Origin of the sequence: Mesobacillus maritimus, assembly GCF_019749255.1 — a bacterium.
Lineage (GTDB): Bacteria > Bacillota > Bacilli > Bacillales > Cytobacillaceae > Mesobacillus_B > Mesobacillus_B maritimus_A.
The window spans coordinates 1-16056 of sequence record NZ_JACWFH010000048.1 but is presented as its reverse complement, the minus strand read 5'-3'; the positions used below and the strand labels follow the sequence as shown (position 1 = coordinate 16056).

At 40.2% G+C, this 16056-nt stretch carries 16 protein-coding genes, 1 tRNA gene, 1 other RNA gene and 1 other annotated feature; of the genes, 13 read left to right on the top strand and 5 right to left on the bottom strand.

Annotation, left to right across the window (positions count from 1 at the left end):
- Nucleotides 1-353 precede the first annotated feature (353 nt).
- On the bottom strand, nucleotides 354-1307 hold the full coding sequence (locus tag H0185_RS23880; protein ID WP_221876082.1) for a YaaC family protein: 954 nt from the start codon (nucleotides 1305-1307) through the stop codon (nucleotides 354-356).
- A 116-nt stretch (nucleotides 1308-1423) separates the two neighbouring features.
- On the opposite strand from H0185_RS23880, the gene guaB reads away from it, so the two are divergent.
- The 6 genes from guaB to H0185_RS23850 all read left to right on the top strand — a co-directional run bounded on the left by guaB (nucleotide 1424) and on the right by H0185_RS23850 (nucleotide 7903).
- Nucleotides 1424-2890: an IMP dehydrogenase gene (gene guaB / locus H0185_RS23875; protein ID WP_221876081.1), complete on the top strand. Its 1467-nt coding sequence runs from the start codon at nucleotides 1424-1426 to the stop codon at nucleotides 2888-2890.
- Nucleotides 2891-3080: 190 nt separating this feature from the next.
- A complete protein-coding gene (locus H0185_RS23870) occupies nucleotides 3081-4409 on the top strand; it encodes a D-alanyl-D-alanine carboxypeptidase family protein (RefSeq protein WP_221876078.1) in 1329 nt (442 codons plus the stop codon).
- Nucleotides 4410-4597: 188 nt separating this feature from the next.
- Complete coding sequence (gene pdxS / locus H0185_RS23865; RefSeq protein WP_221876077.1) at nucleotides 4598-5479, top strand: pyridoxal 5'-phosphate synthase lyase subunit PdxS; 882 nt, start codon at nucleotides 4598-4600, stop codon at nucleotides 5477-5479.
- A gap of 8 nt (nucleotides 5480-5487) precedes the next feature.
- Nucleotides 5488-6081: a pyridoxal 5'-phosphate synthase glutaminase subunit PdxT gene (pdxT, locus tag H0185_RS23860; protein ID WP_221876075.1), complete on the top strand. Its 594-nt coding sequence runs from the start codon at nucleotides 5488-5490 to the stop codon at nucleotides 6079-6081.
- Between the two features lie 55 nt (nucleotides 6082-6136).
- Nucleotides 6137-6361 (top strand) — a binding site (T-box leader).
- Between the two features lie 72 nt (nucleotides 6362-6433).
- A complete protein-coding gene (serS, locus tag H0185_RS23855; protein WP_221876074.1) occupies nucleotides 6434-7717 on the top strand; it encodes a serine--tRNA ligase in 1284 nt (427 codons plus the stop codon).
- A 93-nt stretch (nucleotides 7718-7810) separates the two neighbouring features.
- Nucleotides 7811-7903, top strand: a tRNA-Ser gene (locus tag H0185_RS23850).
- 169 nt (nucleotides 7904-8072) lie between these two features.
- On the opposite strand, the gene H0185_RS23845 is transcribed toward H0185_RS23850, so the two are convergent.
- The 4 genes from H0185_RS23845 to H0185_RS23830 form a co-directional block, all read right to left on the bottom strand.
- Nucleotides 8073-8744 (bottom strand): deoxynucleoside kinase, encoded by a 672-nt coding sequence (locus H0185_RS23845; RefSeq protein WP_221876073.1) that lies wholly within the window; start codon nucleotides 8742-8744, stop codon nucleotides 8073-8075.
- Complete coding sequence (locus H0185_RS23840; RefSeq protein ID WP_221876071.1) at nucleotides 8741-9382, bottom strand: deoxynucleoside kinase; 642 nt, start codon at nucleotides 9380-9382, stop codon at nucleotides 8741-8743. Before H0185_RS23840 ends, H0185_RS23845 begins: the two co-directional genes overlap by 4 nt.
- A 222-nt stretch (nucleotides 9383-9604) precedes the next feature.
- Nucleotides 9605-10897, bottom strand: a complete 1293-nt coding sequence (locus H0185_RS23835; RefSeq protein WP_221876070.1) for a glycoside hydrolase family 18 protein — start codon at nucleotides 10895-10897, stop codon at nucleotides 9605-9607.
- Nucleotides 10898-10965: 68 nt separating this feature from the next.
- Nucleotides 10966-11514 carry a cysteine hydrolase family protein gene (locus H0185_RS23830; RefSeq protein WP_221876068.1) on the bottom strand — a complete coding sequence of 183 codons (549 nt, stop codon included), beginning with the start codon at nucleotides 11512-11514 and terminating at the stop codon, nucleotides 10966-10968.
- Between the two features lie 81 nt (nucleotides 11515-11595).
- On the opposite strand from H0185_RS23830, the gene tadA reads away from it, so the two are divergent.
- The 7 genes from tadA to H0185_RS23795 all read left to right on the top strand — a co-directional run bounded on the left by tadA (nucleotide 11596) and on the right by H0185_RS23795 (nucleotide 15856).
- Nucleotides 11596-12093 carry a tRNA adenosine(34) deaminase TadA gene (tadA, locus tag H0185_RS23825; protein ID WP_221876067.1) on the top strand — a complete coding sequence of 166 codons (498 nt, stop codon included), beginning with the start codon at nucleotides 11596-11598 and terminating at the stop codon, nucleotides 12091-12093.
- A gap of 81 nt (nucleotides 12094-12174) precedes the next feature.
- Nucleotides 12175-12439, top strand: an RNA gene (gene ffs, locus H0185_RS23820) — signal recognition particle sRNA large type.
- A gap of 184 nt (nucleotides 12440-12623) precedes the next feature.
- Nucleotides 12624-14315, top strand: coding sequence for a DNA polymerase III subunit gamma/tau (dnaX, locus tag H0185_RS23815; RefSeq protein WP_221876065.1), 1692 nt, complete (start codon nucleotides 12624-12626; stop codon nucleotides 14313-14315).
- Between the two features lie 16 nt (nucleotides 14316-14331).
- On the top strand, nucleotides 14332-14652 hold the full coding sequence (locus H0185_RS23810; RefSeq protein ID WP_221876064.1) for a YbaB/EbfC family nucleoid-associated protein: 321 nt from the start codon (nucleotides 14332-14334) through the stop codon (nucleotides 14650-14652).
- Nucleotides 14653-14667: 15 nt separating this feature from the next.
- Entirely contained in the window at nucleotides 14668-15264 is a 597-nt protein-coding gene (gene recR, locus H0185_RS23805; protein WP_221876063.1) for a recombination mediator RecR, read from the top strand.
- Between the two features lie 27 nt (nucleotides 15265-15291).
- A complete protein-coding gene (locus H0185_RS23800) occupies nucleotides 15292-15516 on the top strand; it encodes a YaaL family protein (protein ID WP_221876061.1) in 225 nt (74 codons plus the stop codon).
- A 76-nt stretch (nucleotides 15517-15592) separates the two neighbouring features.
- Nucleotides 15593-15856, top strand: coding sequence for a pro-sigmaK processing inhibitor BofA family protein (locus H0185_RS23795; protein ID WP_221876060.1), 264 nt, complete (start codon nucleotides 15593-15595; stop codon nucleotides 15854-15856).
- The last annotated feature ends 200 nt before the right edge of the window (nucleotides 15857-16056 follow it).

Below are 16056 nucleotides of genomic sequence, written 5' to 3'. Positions count from 1 at the left end.
CGTTGCCAGGCACATGAAAGAACAGCTGAATATCAGCTGTTCTTTTTTGGGGTTTTAGCTAAAAAAAGGTCATTTTCCTTAATGTTTTACTAGTTTACATACACATTTTGGAGAAAAACAGTCAAAATGAATAAGACTTTGTTCAAATGATATTCCCTCTAAACCACCTTTTATTCCCCCTAAGAGACGTTATATTCCCCTATAAGGAATAACCAACCGTAAAGGATCTGAGAAATGATGATATATTCCCTCATTGGGGAATAAAAAGCTACCGCAATATGATATATTCCTCTACAGAGAATAACTAGCTTAAAGAAATCACTTAACCCTGCACAAATCCCCTACCTCACAGCCTATTTCCCCTCCAAATACCGATATATAAGATAAGGCCCCTTTTGTAAAGTAACTCCAAGGAATGATTCAATAAACGGATAATCTTCATTTGGCATCATTTTAATCAATTCACTCCACCAGTCAATCTCATAACGGGCAATCATTCCTAGATTGTAGAGAAGCAAATAGTGAAGCATTAACTCTGGCATCATATACAAGTCACCTCTGTTTAGAGGAAAGGAGTAATGTCCATCCACATAATTAAATTTCAAAGGGTTTGGCTCAATGACGGAATTAGGGTCCATCTTAAATACAATCTGGTCATCCGTTAGCTCTTGAAAGTTTAGTGAAACAAGGGATTTACTATGAAGATAATCCATAAATCGATTTTCGGTCATATGATAAACATCTAAAATACTTTTGGAAAGGATATAGTGGTCGTTATTCTGATCTATTTTCAAAAAGGTTGGTTTTCCAGTTACCTTTAAAAAGTGAAATGACAAATCTGGAAGAAACCTGAGGACATCCCCCATTTTGACTTTTTCCCCTTCCAATTGTTTCATGTGAAACAGTTTCTCTGCCATAAGTGGAAACAACCCATGTTTCTGTAATTTAACTTCATCATCCATAAAGGAATATTGTTGTTTCTTCCGCTTTCGAGTGGTTAACCCATGTGCGAGAACAGTCGTTGTTTCAGGGTAGTTGGGACAAACAGTTAAAATACAAGCCTTCACAAGATGAACTAACCCATAAAAGAGAAGGATTGGTTTTATATGAATGGGAGAGATTGCTGCCTGTTGGTAATAGATTTTCCCGTGTTCTAAGTAGTATATAAAGGGATAGCAGTTTTCAAAGCTTTTTTGTTCTGCATTTTCGATTTGTAATTTTCGGTAGCGCTTACTTAAAAAATCCCGTGAGTAATCTGCAGAGAAGTATAATGAAAAACTATTCCAGCCTTGATATTGAAAAGCCACAAATAAAACCTCCAGCTATTATCAGAAAAGTCGGACTTACCGTATCTTTCTTGACAGTATTTTGTCCAATTGGTAACCTTACTAATAATATTTTGTTCTAAAGGGGGTTATTTACAATGTGGGAAAGTAAGTTTGTTAAAGAAGGATTAACTTTTGATGATGTGTTGCTTGTACCTGCTAAATCAGAGGTATTGCCAAGAGACGTAAATCTCCAGGTACGTTTAACAGAGAAAATTAAATTGAATATCCCAGTCATCAGTGCGGGTATGGACACGGTGACTGAAGCTGAAATGGCAATTAGTATGGCGAGACAAGGTGGACTAGGGATTATCCATAAGAATATGTCCATTGAACAGCAGGCGGAGCAAGTGGATAAGGTCAAGAGATCTGAAAGTGGCGTTATCACGGATCCCTTCTTTTTAACCCCAGAACACCAGGTTTTTGATGCAGAACATCTAATGGGGAAATACAGAATTTCTGGTGTTCCGATTGTGAACAATGAAGAAGAACAAAAATTAGTCGGTATTTTAACAAATCGCGATCTACGGTTTATTCAGGACTACTCCATTCTAATCTCTGATGTGATGACGAAGGATGACTTAGTTACTGCACCAGTTGGGACAACTCTACAAGATGCTGAGAAAATTCTTCAGCGTTATAAAATTGAGAAGCTCCCTCTCGTAAATGAAAATGGTATTTTAAAAGGTCTTATTACCATTAAGGACATTGAAAAGGTGATTGAGTTTCCAAACTCCTCAAAAGATGACCAAGGTCGTTTACTAGCAGGTGCTGCTGTAGGCGTAACAGCAGATACAATGAAAAGGGTCGAAGCTCTAGTAAAAGCACAGGTTGATGTAATTGTTATCGATACAGCCCATGGTCATTCAAAAGGTGTTCTTGAAACAGTCCAGCAAATTCGACAAGCCTTCCCTGAACTGGCCATTATTGCTGGTAATGTGGCAACGGCTGAAGCAACAAATGATTTAATTCAGGCAGGAGCAGATGTTATCAAGGTTGGCATTGGCCCAGGGTCTATTTGTACCACAAGGGTAGTCGCAGGGGTAGGCGTACCGCAAATCACTGCTGTATACGATTGTGCTACAGAAGCTCGTAAGCATGGGAAGGCGATCATTGCCGATGGTGGTATTAAGTACTCAGGTGATATTGTGAAGGCATTAGCAGCAGGCGGCCACGCAGTTATGCTCGGAAGCATGCTTGCAGGGACTACTGAAAGCCCTGGTGAGACAGAAATCTATCAAGGTAGACGGTTTAAAGTTTATCGTGGTATGGGATCTGTTAGTGCAATGGAAAAAGGTTCAAAGGATCGATATTTCCAAGAAGATAATAAGAAATTTGTCCCAGAAGGTATTGAAGGTAGAGTGGCTTATAAAGGGCCACTTGCAGATACAGTTTACCAGCTTATTGGTGGAATTCGTTCGGGAATGGGCTACTGTGGAGCAGCAAACCTTTTAGAACTAAGGGAAAACAGTCGATTTATTAAAATGACTGGAGCAGGACTGAGGGAAAGCCATCCTCACGATGTTCAAATTACAAAGGAATCTCCGAACTACTCAACTAGTTGAGCCTAAATTCCTAAAAACAATACCTATAATTAGATAAGAAGAGTGCTTGCACTTTTCTTATTGCAGACAGGGTTTTTTCTCTGTCTGTTTTTTTAATTTTGTTTATGTTAAACTATACGGGTGTGTTTTTAAAAGGGGAAACTAGTAACATACAAATAGATTTATTTAATGAGCTGGAGGGAAATTTGCTTTGAACCGTTACAAACAGTTTTCAATTTTTGTTGCCGTATTTATTTTATGTTTTACAACCCTGCTTTCAGGTTTTGCAGGAAATGCAAAAGCAGCAGAGGATCCACTTGGGCTAAGTGCGGAAGCAGCGATTCTCTTAGATGGCGATACTGGTAAAGTTTTATATGAAAAGAATGCAGATGTTGTTCTTGGTGTTGCTTCTATGTCTAAAATGATGACGGAGTATCTCGTACTTGAAGCCATCCATGATGGAAAAATCACTTGGGATCAACCTGTTAAAATCAATGAATTTATTCACCGTTTATCAGCAGCTCCAGGGTTATCGAATGTAGGACTAACTCAAGGAGAAGATTACACAGTAAAAGAACTTTATCAGGCAATGGCCATCCATTCTGGAAATGCAGCTACTGTAGCACTTGCAGAGCTTATTGGGGGCACAGAAAAGAACTTTGTTGAATTGATGAACAGTAAGGCAGCCGAGTTAAAGCTTGAGGACTATAAATTTGTAAACTCTTCAGGTTTGAATAATAGCTCTTTATTAGGAAATCATCCAGCTGGTGCACCAGATGAAGAAAATGTGATGTCTGCACGTGCTACAGCAAGGTTAGCTTACCGCTTGCTAACTGATTATCCGGAAGTACTGGAGACTGCTAGTCAGCCACGCTTGCCATTTAAAGACGGAAAAACGTACGATAATTTCAACTTCATGTTACCAACACTAGTACATGAATACGATGGAATTGATGGTTTGAAAACTGGTTCAACTGATTTTGCTGGTTATGGCTTTACAGCTACTGCGAAAAGAGGCGACCAAAGGTACATCTCTGTTGTAATGAAGACAGACACGATGGATACACGTTTTGCAGAAACAGCTAAAATCATGAACTATGCATTCAGTAATTTCGGTAAAGAAAAGCTATTTGATGCAAACTATCAAATAAAAGGCCAAGAAACAATTCCTGTTACAAAGGGAAAAGAAGACCAGGTGAAGGTTCAGACTGCTAATGAACTCGTTCTTACCATTAAAAATGGAGAAAAAGACGAGTATGTACCAACCCTAGTCTTAAATAAAGACCTATTAAACGAAGACGGCGAATTAACAGCTCCAATTGAAAAAGGACAGCAGGTTGGGTATATGACAGTAGAACCGAAAAGTGGCGAAGAGGTTTCCTTCTTAACTAGTGAAGGACAAAAATCTGTACAAGTTCCTGTTGTTGCAGCTGAAGATGTTGAAAAGGCAAATTGGTTCGTGCTTTCAATGAGAGGCATCGGTGGATTCTTTGGCGATTTATTTAGCAGCGTCGTTTCCGCAGTAAAAGGGTTATTTTAATTAATATTGTGTGAATGATATTATATTAATAAAACAAAAAAGAAGGATCCCTGTTGACAGGGGTCCTTTTTTGGTGTTTATTACCAGTAAGGGAAATTTTAATATTCCGATTTATTTTGTCGGACATTTCCTCTAAAATAGAGAAGTAGATTTGAAAAATTTGAAACTATTAAAATGGGGGATATAAAATGAGAACAGGTACAGATCGTGTTAAACGAGGAATGGCTGAAATGCAAAAAGGCGGCGTCATTATGGACGTTGTGAATGCAGAGCAGGCTAAAATTGCAGAAGAAGCAGGCGCAGTAGCAGTTATGGCATTAGAAAGAGTGCCTTCTGATATTCGTGCGGCCGGCGGGGTAGCACGTATGGCTGATCCTACCATTATGGAAGAAGTAATGGGAGCTGTCACAATCCCAGTTATGGCAAAGGCTAGAATCGGTCATATTGTCGAGGCTAGAATTCTTGAAGCAATGGGCGTGGACTACATTGATGAAAGTGAAGTTTTAACTCCAGCTGATGAAGAATTCCATCTGTTAAAGAGTGAATATACAGTTCCATTTGTATGCGGCTGCCGTGACCTTGGAGAAGCAGCTAGACGTATTGGCGAAGGAGCAGCGATGCTTCGTACAAAAGGTGAGCCTGGAACAGGAAATATCGTTGAAGCGGTTCGCCATATGCGTAAGGTAAATGCTCAGGTTCGTAAGTTAGTTACAATGGATGATGCAGAAATTATGACGGAGGCAAAGCTTCTCGGAGCGCCTTTCGAAGTTCTACTTGAAATTAAACGACTTGGTCGCTTACCGGTTGTAAACTTTGCGGCTGGCGGGGTAGCAACTCCTGCAGACGCAGCGTTAATGATGCAACTAGGTGCAGATGGTGTATTTGTTGGTTCAGGTATTTTCAAATCAGAGAACCCTGCGAAATTTGCTCGTGCGATTGTAGAAGCTACTACTCACTATCAGGATTATGAGTTAATTGCTGAATTATCTAAAGGGCTAGGAGGAGCAATGAAGGGCATTGAAATTTCATCCTTAGCTCCAGAAGCTCGTATGCAGGACCGCGGGTGGTAAGAGACATTATGGTGAAAATTGGTGTGCTAGGGCTACAAGGTGCAGTAAGAGAACATGTACGTGCCGTTGAAGCGAGTGGTGCGGAAGCTTTTATTATTAAGTGGCCTGAAGAGTTAGAAGAGATGGACGGGCTGATCATTCCTGGTGGTGAGAGTACCACCATGAGAAAGTTGATCGATAAATATCAGTTTATGCCTAATTTAAAGCAATTTGCAGCTGAGGGCAAACCGATGTTCGGAACATGCGCAGGGTTAATCTTATTAGCTAAGCATGTGGTTGGCTATAGTGAGCCACATATTGGGGTCATGGATGTGACAGTCGAACGAAATTCCTTTGGGCGTCAGCGAGAAAGCTTTGAAGCAGATCTTGCTATTAATGGTGTAGCGGAACAGTACCCTGCGGTGTTTATCCGAGCTCCACATATTGTGGAAGCCGGTGAGAACGTGGAAGTGCTGGCAAAGCATAACGGGCGCATTGTTGCTGCCCGTGAAGGTCAATTTCTTGGTTGCTCATTTCATCCTGAACTAACAGAGGATAATCGACTAACAAACTTCTTTGTACAAATGGTTACAGAGTCAAAGGCAAAATCAACACTAGTATAATTCAGTTGCAAGCTGGAAATAAATATAGTAAATTGATAATAATAAAACCTGATAGGAAAAAGCAATGACAGGAACTAGTAACTTGTCTTCATTTCTGTAGAGAGCCGGTGGTTGCTGCAAACCGGTGAATGAGACTGGTGAATCCATCCTCGAGCAAAGCATGGAAAGCCAAGTGCAAGTATATGCTTTCGGCCACAGACCGTTATCTTTTGCAAAGAGGAAAGTGTCAATTAGTATGCTTTCAATCAGGGTGGCAACGCGGGTAACTCTCGTCCCTTTTTAGGGGACGGGAGTTTTTTGTGTTTTTATCGCTATTCGCCATACATTATAAGTTTGGAGGAGGAATTTTTTAATGCTTGATGTTAAGTATTTACGTACTAATTTTGAAGAGGTAAAGCAGAAACTACAACATCGCGGAGAAGATTTAACGGACTTTGGTAAGTTCGAGGATCTTGATGTGAAAAGACGAGAATTACTCATTGAAACGGAGACACTAAAAGGCAAAAGAAATGAAGTATCTCAACAAATTGCCTTGCTAAAGAAAGAGAAAAAAGACGCAGATGCGTTAATTGCCGAAATGCGTGAGGTTGGAGATAAAATTAAACTTCTTGATGAAGAATTAAGAGGCGTTGAAGAAACTTTGGACACGTTGTTAATGAGCATTCCAAACATTCCCCACGAAAGTGTTCCAGTAGGAGAGACAGAGGATGACAATGTTGAAATTCGTAAATGGGGAGAGCTTCCGGAGTTTTCTTTTGAAGCAAAGCCACATTGGGACATTGCTGATGAATTAAAGATTATTGATTTTGAACGTGCTGGCAAAGTAACAGGCAGTCGGTTTGCTTTCTATAAGGGATTAGGGGCTCGTTTAGAACGTGCACTTATTAGCTTTATGATGGATCTTCATTCCGATGAGCATGGTTATCATGAAGTTCTTCCACCATACATGGTTAACCGCGCTAGTATGACAGGGACAGGTCAGTTACCTAAATTTGAGGAAGATGCTTTTAAAGTTGCCGATACAGACTACTTCTTAATTCCTACATCAGAGGTTCCAGTTACAAACCTGCATCGTGATGAAATTTTAAGTAGTGAGCAACTTCCGATTAAGTATGTTGCCTACAGTGCAAACTTCCGCTCTGAGGCAGGGTCTGCGGGTCGCGATACACGTGGATTAATTCGACAACACCAGTTTAATAAAGTAGAGCTTGTTAAATTTGTTAAACCAGAAGACTCTTATGCTGAACTTGAAGCGTTAACGAATAATGCTGAAAAAGTTCTTCAGTTATTAGGTCTCCCTTATCGTGTGCTTAGCATGTGTACAGCAGACCTCGGCTTCACAGCAGCAAAGAAATATGATATTGAAGTTTGGATCCCTAGTTATGGTACGTACCGTGAAATTTCTTCTTGTAGTAATTTTGAAGCCTTCCAAGCAAGAAGAGCGAATATCCGTTTCCGCCGCGAACCTAAGGCGAAACCAGAACATGTACATACATTAAATGGTTCTGGCCTTGCAGTCGGCCGTACGGTAGCCGCTATCCTTGAGAATTATCAGCAAGAAGATGGAAGTGTTGTGATTCCTGAAGCATTACGTCCATATATGCGTAATGTCGAAGTAATTCGACCTCAAAATTAACATTTATGGGCGGATCCTTTTCCGCCCATAAAAAAATATCATTACTATGTTGACACGGTTTATGTAATATGATAAATTAATTCTTGTCGATACGGAGGAATACCCAAGTCCGGCTGAAGGGATCGGTCTTGAAAACCGACAGGCGAGTCAAATCGCGCAGGGGTTCGAATCCCCTTTCCTCCTCCATTATATTGATATTTAATATTTGCGCATAAATATTGGAGATTAAAAAACCTGTTACCATTTGGTAACAGGTTTTTTGTTGTTTATCGAACCACTCGTGACATGGAGCAGAATTCCCTATTTTAAAGCCAAATATAAAAGACCAGTCACATTTGTACTGGTCTTTTACTCTTTATTTGCTTTTTAATAATTGTGTCTGGTGAATGAAAGAACCGATTCGCTCTACAATTGGCTCAATGGTGGACTTATCGCTCACGATATCATAATCATTAATGTTTAATCTTAGCACCGGGCAGGCATTGAAGTTATTGATCCAATCTTCGTAACGTCCGTGCATTTCCTTCCAATAATCAATCGGAGTTTGCTGTTCCATTGGACGACCACGTAACCGAATCCGGTCTAGGATATCATCAATGCTTCCCTCAAGATAAATCAATAAATCAGGATGCGGGAAATAAGGAGTCATCACCATTGCATCAAATAAGCTTTTATAGGTTTCATAATCAACTGGTGACATGGTTCCTTTTTCGTAATGCATCTTTGCAAATATTCCAGTATCCTCATAAATCGAGCGGTCTTGAATGAATCCTCCGCCATATTCAAAAATTCTCTTTTGCTCCTTAAAGCGCTCAGCTAGGAAGTAAACTTGAAGATGGAAGCTCCAGCGATCAAAATCAGCATAGAATTTATCAAGATAGGGGTTGGTATCGACCTTTTCAAAGGAAGTGCGGAATTTCAAAGCTTCAGCAAGGGCGTTTGTCATCGTGGATTTCCCGACTCCTACGGTACCAGCAACAGTGATGACTGCATTATGTGGGATGTCATATTTCGTTCGTAGATTCATTGTTGTACGCTCCTTTTTGTCAATGATGCTGAAAGCTGTGAGATAATCTTTTGCAAGTCTTGTTCATTTTTCACAAAATCTAGTTCGTCGCCATTAAAGCGTAAAACAGGGATATGCGGATATTGTACTTCAAATGTATTCATCGCTTCCTCATAATCTAAAGAAAGCTGTTGCAGATAAGCAGAACTGATGTTTTTCTCTACTTCCCTACCACGCATCTCAATCCGTTCCAACAAGGTATCAAGACTGGCATGTAAATAGACAATCACATTTGGAGTTGGTGTATCCTGTGTCAAAATATCATAAATTTTATAGTATTTTTCGTACTCCTGTCGGTTTAATGTACGTTGAGCAAAAATTAAGTTCTTAAAGATATGATAGTCTGCAACAACAGGTTGACTTTGACTGATGAAATTTTTATTAATATCCCCTAATTGTTTGTATCGGTTGCAGAGAAAAAACATTTCTGTTTGGAAACTCCACTCTTCTATGTTGTCATAAAACTTTCCGAGAAATGGATTTTCATCTACAATTTCCTTTAATAAGGTATATTGGAATTGCTCAGAAATGGCTTTCGCTAAAGATGTTTTGCCGACGCCAATCGGCCCTTCAACCGTGATAAAAGGTGTTTCCCCCACAGTTTGTCCTCCTTTTCAATCCGGTTATCTATTTTAATGTACGTTTACGATAATAAAAAAACACAAAATTTATTTTAACATACTATCTGTAGGAAGTAACATGGAATATTTAGCTTAAAAGCGAGAAAAAAGACAGCCGAATTGTTGGCTGTCTTTTCCCTTTACTAGTCCCATGATCTGGGACTTTATTAATCAAGATGAAATCTGTCGAAATAACGGAACTTATGCACCATTTTGTTTGACAACATTGAAGTTATTAGTAATTAAGAGCCAGTTTTGAGGAAAGCTGAGTCCTAGTTTCCAGTAGCTGATTCCTCTTAAATTTAATTCCTTGATTAAATCAAATTTTGCTTGGATTGAACGTGCATCCTCAAACCAGACCTCATGCCGTTTCCCTTCTGCGCTCCAGTAATGGAAAAAGGGTGCTTGTGCCTTTTCGTCATACTGGATGGCGACATTGTTTGTAGCAGCTAGCTGGATGGCTTGTTGCGGGCTAACCGCTTTAGCAATGCTACCTTCGACAAAAGGGAGGGTCCAATCATAGCCATATAAATTTTGTCCCATCATTATTTTAGTAGAAGGCATCTCGGTAATGGCATATTCGAGTACCTCGCGAACTGGTCCAATTGGTGAGACAGCCATCGCTGGTCCACCACTATATCCCCATTCATAGGTCATAATTACAACAAAATCGACAATTTCCCCATGAGCCCGGTAGTCATGAGCTGTGTACCAAGCTCCTTCCTGCTGAGCACTTGTTTTTGGTGCAAGTGCAGTGGAGATCAACCAACCTTCTTGTTTAAATCGGTCCCTTGCCTTTCGTAAAAAGGTATTATAAGCTTCTCGGTCTGCGGGTCGAAGAAATTCAAAGTCGAAGTGAATGTCGCGAAAACCAACTCTTTTTGCAGTCGTAACAATATTATTTAAAAAACGATCTTGAATGGCCATGTCATTTAAGAGAATCCGGCCAAGCTCATCACTAAACTGATCATTCTCCTGATTGGTTATGACCATCATTAAAGTATTGTTATTAGCACGGGCTATCGCTGGAAAGTTATTTAATAATGGCTCTTTTAATGAGCCATCCCTTAAGGCTTGGTAGCTAAAGGGAGCTAAGTAGGTTAAATAAGGTGCAGCCTCGCGTGCGGCTGTTTCCAATTCAGGTGCTACCGTATTCCCCCTTGGCTCCACATAAGCATTGGTCTCTGTCTGTGTCTTGGGTCTTTGTGGAATGTAAAGCCGGAACCCAACTTGTAGTGGCCGATCAACAGGTATGCCATTGATGCGGGCTAATTCTTGATAGGTGGTGCCAAATCTTCTCGCAATGGAATAAAGATTATCACCAGGTTGAACCCAATAAAAATTTCCGATAATAGGAATTACTATGGTTTGGCCGACTACAAGTTGATTTGGGTTAGGTATCTCATTGGCTTCAACAATGTCAGTAACAGTTGACCCGTACGCACGGGCTATGGCTGTTAGCGAATCACCAGGTTGAATGACATGAATTTGCATGCTCTTCCCTCCTAATTAGCGGATAACGCTACAAACATCTTATGAGGGAAGGAGGTTGGCCTATGAACTTACTGTTCATAAAAAAATTTTGAAGGTTCTATATTCGCTTTCAGAACTTCTTTCATCATGGTTAAAGCATTGCTATTATCCTGGTCATTATTAGAGGCAATACAATCTTGTGGCACGAATAACGAGTATTCACGCATATAAGCATCATTTGCGGTAAACAGCACACAAATATTCCCGGCAATCCCAGTCAATACGAGAACATCTACTTTTAATTCTTGAAGCAATGATTCTAATGCCGTACCATAAAAAGCTGAATGCTTTGGTTTAATAAGAAAATAATCTTCTTTACGAGGAGCAATCTTATCAATGATATGTTTACTACGTTCATTTGAACAATGTTGGATAAGTCTTTCTAAATCGGCTTTCCATAACTTATAATGATCATTAATGTAAATAATCGGCCATTTATTTTGATAAAAATAATCCTTCAAATCAAGGATTGAGGGCATAATCGTTGAGGTTTTTTGAGAAAGGATTTCACCGTGTGCAAAATTAAAATCATTAATCATGTCTATAATGAGTAAAGCGGGTTTACAATCCTTTAACATAACATCATCCTCTCCTTTTGCTTATCCTTTGAATAAGAGATGGATATTAAACGTTTTTAGGAGAAATGAGGGAATGTTCCAGTGGAAGTAAGTCAAGATGAATTTTATATGAATGAGGCAATCATAGAAGCAAAAAAAGCGGTAGAAGCGGGTGAAGTTCCAATTGGAGCAATCATCGTCCTAAACGGTGACATCATTGCAAGGGCCCATAATTTACGGGAAACGGAACAAAGTTCAATTGCCCATGCTGAAGTACTTGCAATCAATGAGGCTTGTAAAAAGTTAGGCACATGGAGGCTTGAGGAGGCAGAGCTTTATGTGACACTTGAGCCTTGTCCGATGTGTGCTGGTGCGATTATGTTATCAAGGATTAAACGTGTTGTGTATGGGGCAGCAGATCCGAAAGGAGGTTGCGCCGGGACCTTTATGAATTTATTACAAGATGAACGGTTTAATCACCAGAGTGAAGTTGTAACAGGGATCCTTAATGAAGAGTGTAGTACCTTGTTGTCGGAGTTCTTTCGCAAACTTAGAGAACGGAAGAAACAACAGAAAAAGATGAAGAATTCTTTGGAGTAAATAATTGACAGTGGGAAAACGTTGCAATTTCACCTCAGAGTTAGTATACTAATTATGCGTCACAAACGACGCAACTCTTTGCCGTGCTAGTCGGGGAGGTAGCGGTGCCCTGTACCCGCAATCCGCTCTAGCGGGGATGAATCCCTTCCTGAGGCTGATTGACTGTAGGGTCTGCCTCAAGTAAGTGGTGTTGACGCCCGGGTCCTGCGCAATGGGAATCCATGAACTATGTCAGGTCCGGAAGGAAGCAGCATTAAGTGGACGCTCCCATGTGCCGCAGGGCAACCTGGGCCGAGCTAACTGCTTGAGTAACGCTTATGGTCGTCAGTCGAGGGAAGGTGCACGGCTGATACATAAGAAATCACCCATCTCTTCACTGAGGTGGGTTTTTTATTTGTTTAAAAGACCAAAATAGTTTATTGTCTCTGATTCTAAAGAATCAAGGGGCAACTCTTTTACAACAAGATAGTTTTGTTTTTCTAGATACGTTATAATAAAAGAAATAATATACATAGAAGGGAGCGGTGTCTTTGGCTTATCAAGCGTTATATCGTGTCTGGCGGCCACAGCAGTTTTTTGATGTCGTCGGGCAAGAACATGTTACCACGACACTGCAAAATGCTCTGCTTCAAGAAAAAATTTCACATGCCTATCTTTTTTCAGGTCCACGTGGAACAGGAAAAACAAGTGCAGCCAAAATTCTTGCGAAAGCAGTGAACTGTGAAAAGGCCCCTGTTAGTGAGCCTTGTAATGAATGTGCCTCCTGTCGAGGAATTACGGATGGATCAATTCCAGATGTAATTGAGATTGATGCAGCCTCCAATAATGGTGTTGAGGAAATAAGAGATATTCGTGATAAAGTTAAATATGCACCGAACGCCGTAAAGTACAAAGTGTATATTGTCGATGAGGTTCACATGCTTTCTATTGGAGCATTTAATGCGCTGTTAAAGACACTAGAAGAGCCTCCACGTCATGTTATTTTTATCCTCGCCACGACAGAACCTCACAAAATCCCACTAACTATTATTTCAAGAACTCAAAGGTTTGATTTTAAACGGATTACCGCACAAGCAATTGTCGGTAGAATGAAGTGGATTATTGAGGAAACAAACCTAGACTGTGAGGAAAAGGCTCTTCAAGTGATTGCAAGAGCAGCAGAAGGTGGAATGCGGGATGCGCTTAGTCTCCTTGACCAAGCTATTTCCTTTAGTCAGGATAAGGTAACGGTTGAGGATGCCTTGACAGTCACCGGCTCCGTTTCACAAGCCTTTTTAAATCAGTTAGCTAGAGCAGTTCATGAGAAAAATGCCGCTTCCGGGTTAGAGGCTTTAGAAGAATTGCTTCATCAAGGGAAAGACCCTGCCCGATTTATTGAAGACTTGATTTATTTTTATCGGGATATGCTACTTTATAAAGCAGCCCCAGCACTAGAAGAGTCTCTCGAAAGAGTCTTACTTGATGAAGACTTTCAGCAATTAGCAAGTGAAGTGGATACTAACGCGATCTATGAAATTATTGATGGACTTAATAAAGCACAGCAGGAAATGCGTTGGACCAATCACCCTCGGGTATTTTTAGAAGTAGCGATTGTGAAACTTTGTCAGTTGGAAAAGAGTGTATCAACGGCAAATCACGATGTAGAACCTTTGTTGCAAAGGGTAGCTCAGCTAGAAGAGAGGTTAGCGAGATATGAGGAGAATCCACCGGTAGCTTCCGCTCAAAGTGAGCAGGCTACACAGAAGAAACCTCAGCGTACCAATAGAAAAGGCTTCCAGGCACCGACTGGAAAAATCAACGAGGTATTAAAAAGCGCAACCAAACAGGATTTACATGATATAAAAAGTCGTTGGGGCGAAATGCGTGAACAATTGATTGCTAGGCAGATGCGCTCTCAAGCTGCTCTTTTAAATGATGCTGAACCTGTAGCTTCATCTAGCGATGCATTAGTGATAAAATTTAAATATGAAATTCATTGTCAGATGGCGATGGAAAATGCAAAGTTCATCCAAACAATGGGTTCCGTCCTATTAGAGTTGATAGGGAAACAACTTCAAGTCATCGGGGTACCAGAAGAACAATGGCTAACAATTCGCGAGAAGTTCATTAATAGCCAGCATCCTGGTGCCGTTGAAGGAAGTGGGGGTTCCGAAGAGGAGGATCCGCTCATTTCTGAAGCAAAGAAACTGTTTGGAGAAGAAATCATTCAAATACAAGATTAACGGAGGAATGTTGAATATGCGTGGAATGGGAAATATGCAAAACATGATGAAACAAATGCAAAAAATGCAAAAGAAGATGGCTCAAGCACAAGAGGAGTTAGGTGAAAAGAGAATTGAAGGTTCTGCAGGTGGCGGAATGGTGACAGTCATCGTCACAGGGCATAAGGAAATTGTAGATGTGCAAATTAAGCAAGAAGTGGTTGATCCTGACGATGTCGAAATGCTACAGGATTTAGTATTAGCAGCAACAAATGATGCGTTAAAGAAAGCAGAAGAGCTAACGAACTCAACAATGGGACAATTCACAAAAGGGATGAACCTTCCGGGGATGTTCTAGGAGGAATAAAATAGAATGCATTATCCTGAACCAATATCAAAGCTGATTGACAGCTTTATGAAGTTGCCAGGTATCGGCCCGAAAACGGCTGCTCGTCTGGCTTTTTTTGTTCTTAGTATGAAGGAAGATACCGTCTTAGATTTTGCTAAGGCGTTAATCAGTGCAAAGCGGAATCTGAGCTATTGTTCCGTTTGTGGTCACATCACCGACCAGGATCCTTGTTATATTTGTGAAGATCAACGTCGTGATAGAAGAGTGATTTGTGTGGTTCAAGACCCTAAAGATGTCATCGCGATGGAAAAGATGAAGGAATTTAGTGGTTTGTACCATGTGCTTCATGGAGCTATATCACCAATGGATGGCATTGGACCAGAGGATATCAATATTCCTGATTTATTAAAAAGGCTCCAAGACGAAACCGTCCAAGAGGTTATTTTAGCAACAAACCCTAATATCGAAGGTGAAGCCACTGCGATGTATATCTCACGGCTCTTAAAGCCGTCAGGGATAAGAGTTACTCGTATCGCACATGGTCTTCCTGTCGGTGGAGACTTGGAGTATGCAGACGAAGTTACTCTTTCGAAAGCACTGGAAGGGCGAAGAGAAGTCTAATTGTATCTTAGGAGGAACGTTCCGGTCATGTTATTTCGAAGAACAGGGCAGCTAAGAAAAAAATACGATAAAAAGTTGCTTCATCAACTCAACCAACTTAGAGGAGACTGGGAAAATAAAAAGTCACTCATGGAAAAGAGTTTTGATGCACCAAGAGAGTTTATTACAGAAGCAAAACTTGCAGAGGCTAAGTATTTCTACCTTTTTAAAGAAGTAAAAGAACGGAAAATCTCCGCAAGGGAACTGAAATGACCAAAGATCCAAACGTTCTTTTTTTACAGGCTTGTTCATATTATCTTAGTACAAGTCTATAAAAGGAGAGGAAAAGATGGATCCGATTATCATTATTTCACTTTTTGCTGGCCTAATTCTCATTATGTTCTTCATAGGTGCTCCGATTAAACCACTTCGTTTCGTTGGTCAAGGGATTATCAAAATCCTTATCGGGGCCCTTTTCTTATTTTTCTTAAATGAATTCGGGGCGAGCTTAGGAATTTATGTTCCTATTAACCTTGTCACAGCTAGTGTTTCCGGAATATTAGGGATCCCAGGTGTGCTCGCTCTAGTCGCAATAGAAAACTGGATTATCTAATCCTAATAAAAAAACTACTAAGTTTTAGTAGTTTTTTTATTATTAAGGTTGACGAGAAGATATTGTGGTGATAATATTATACAAGTCGTCAACAACAACGAGTTATTCATTTTTAAAAAAGTTATTGACGGTGAGTTAACAACATGGTATATTAATAAAGTCGCTTACGAGCGATGATTGCTCTTTGAAAACTAAACAAA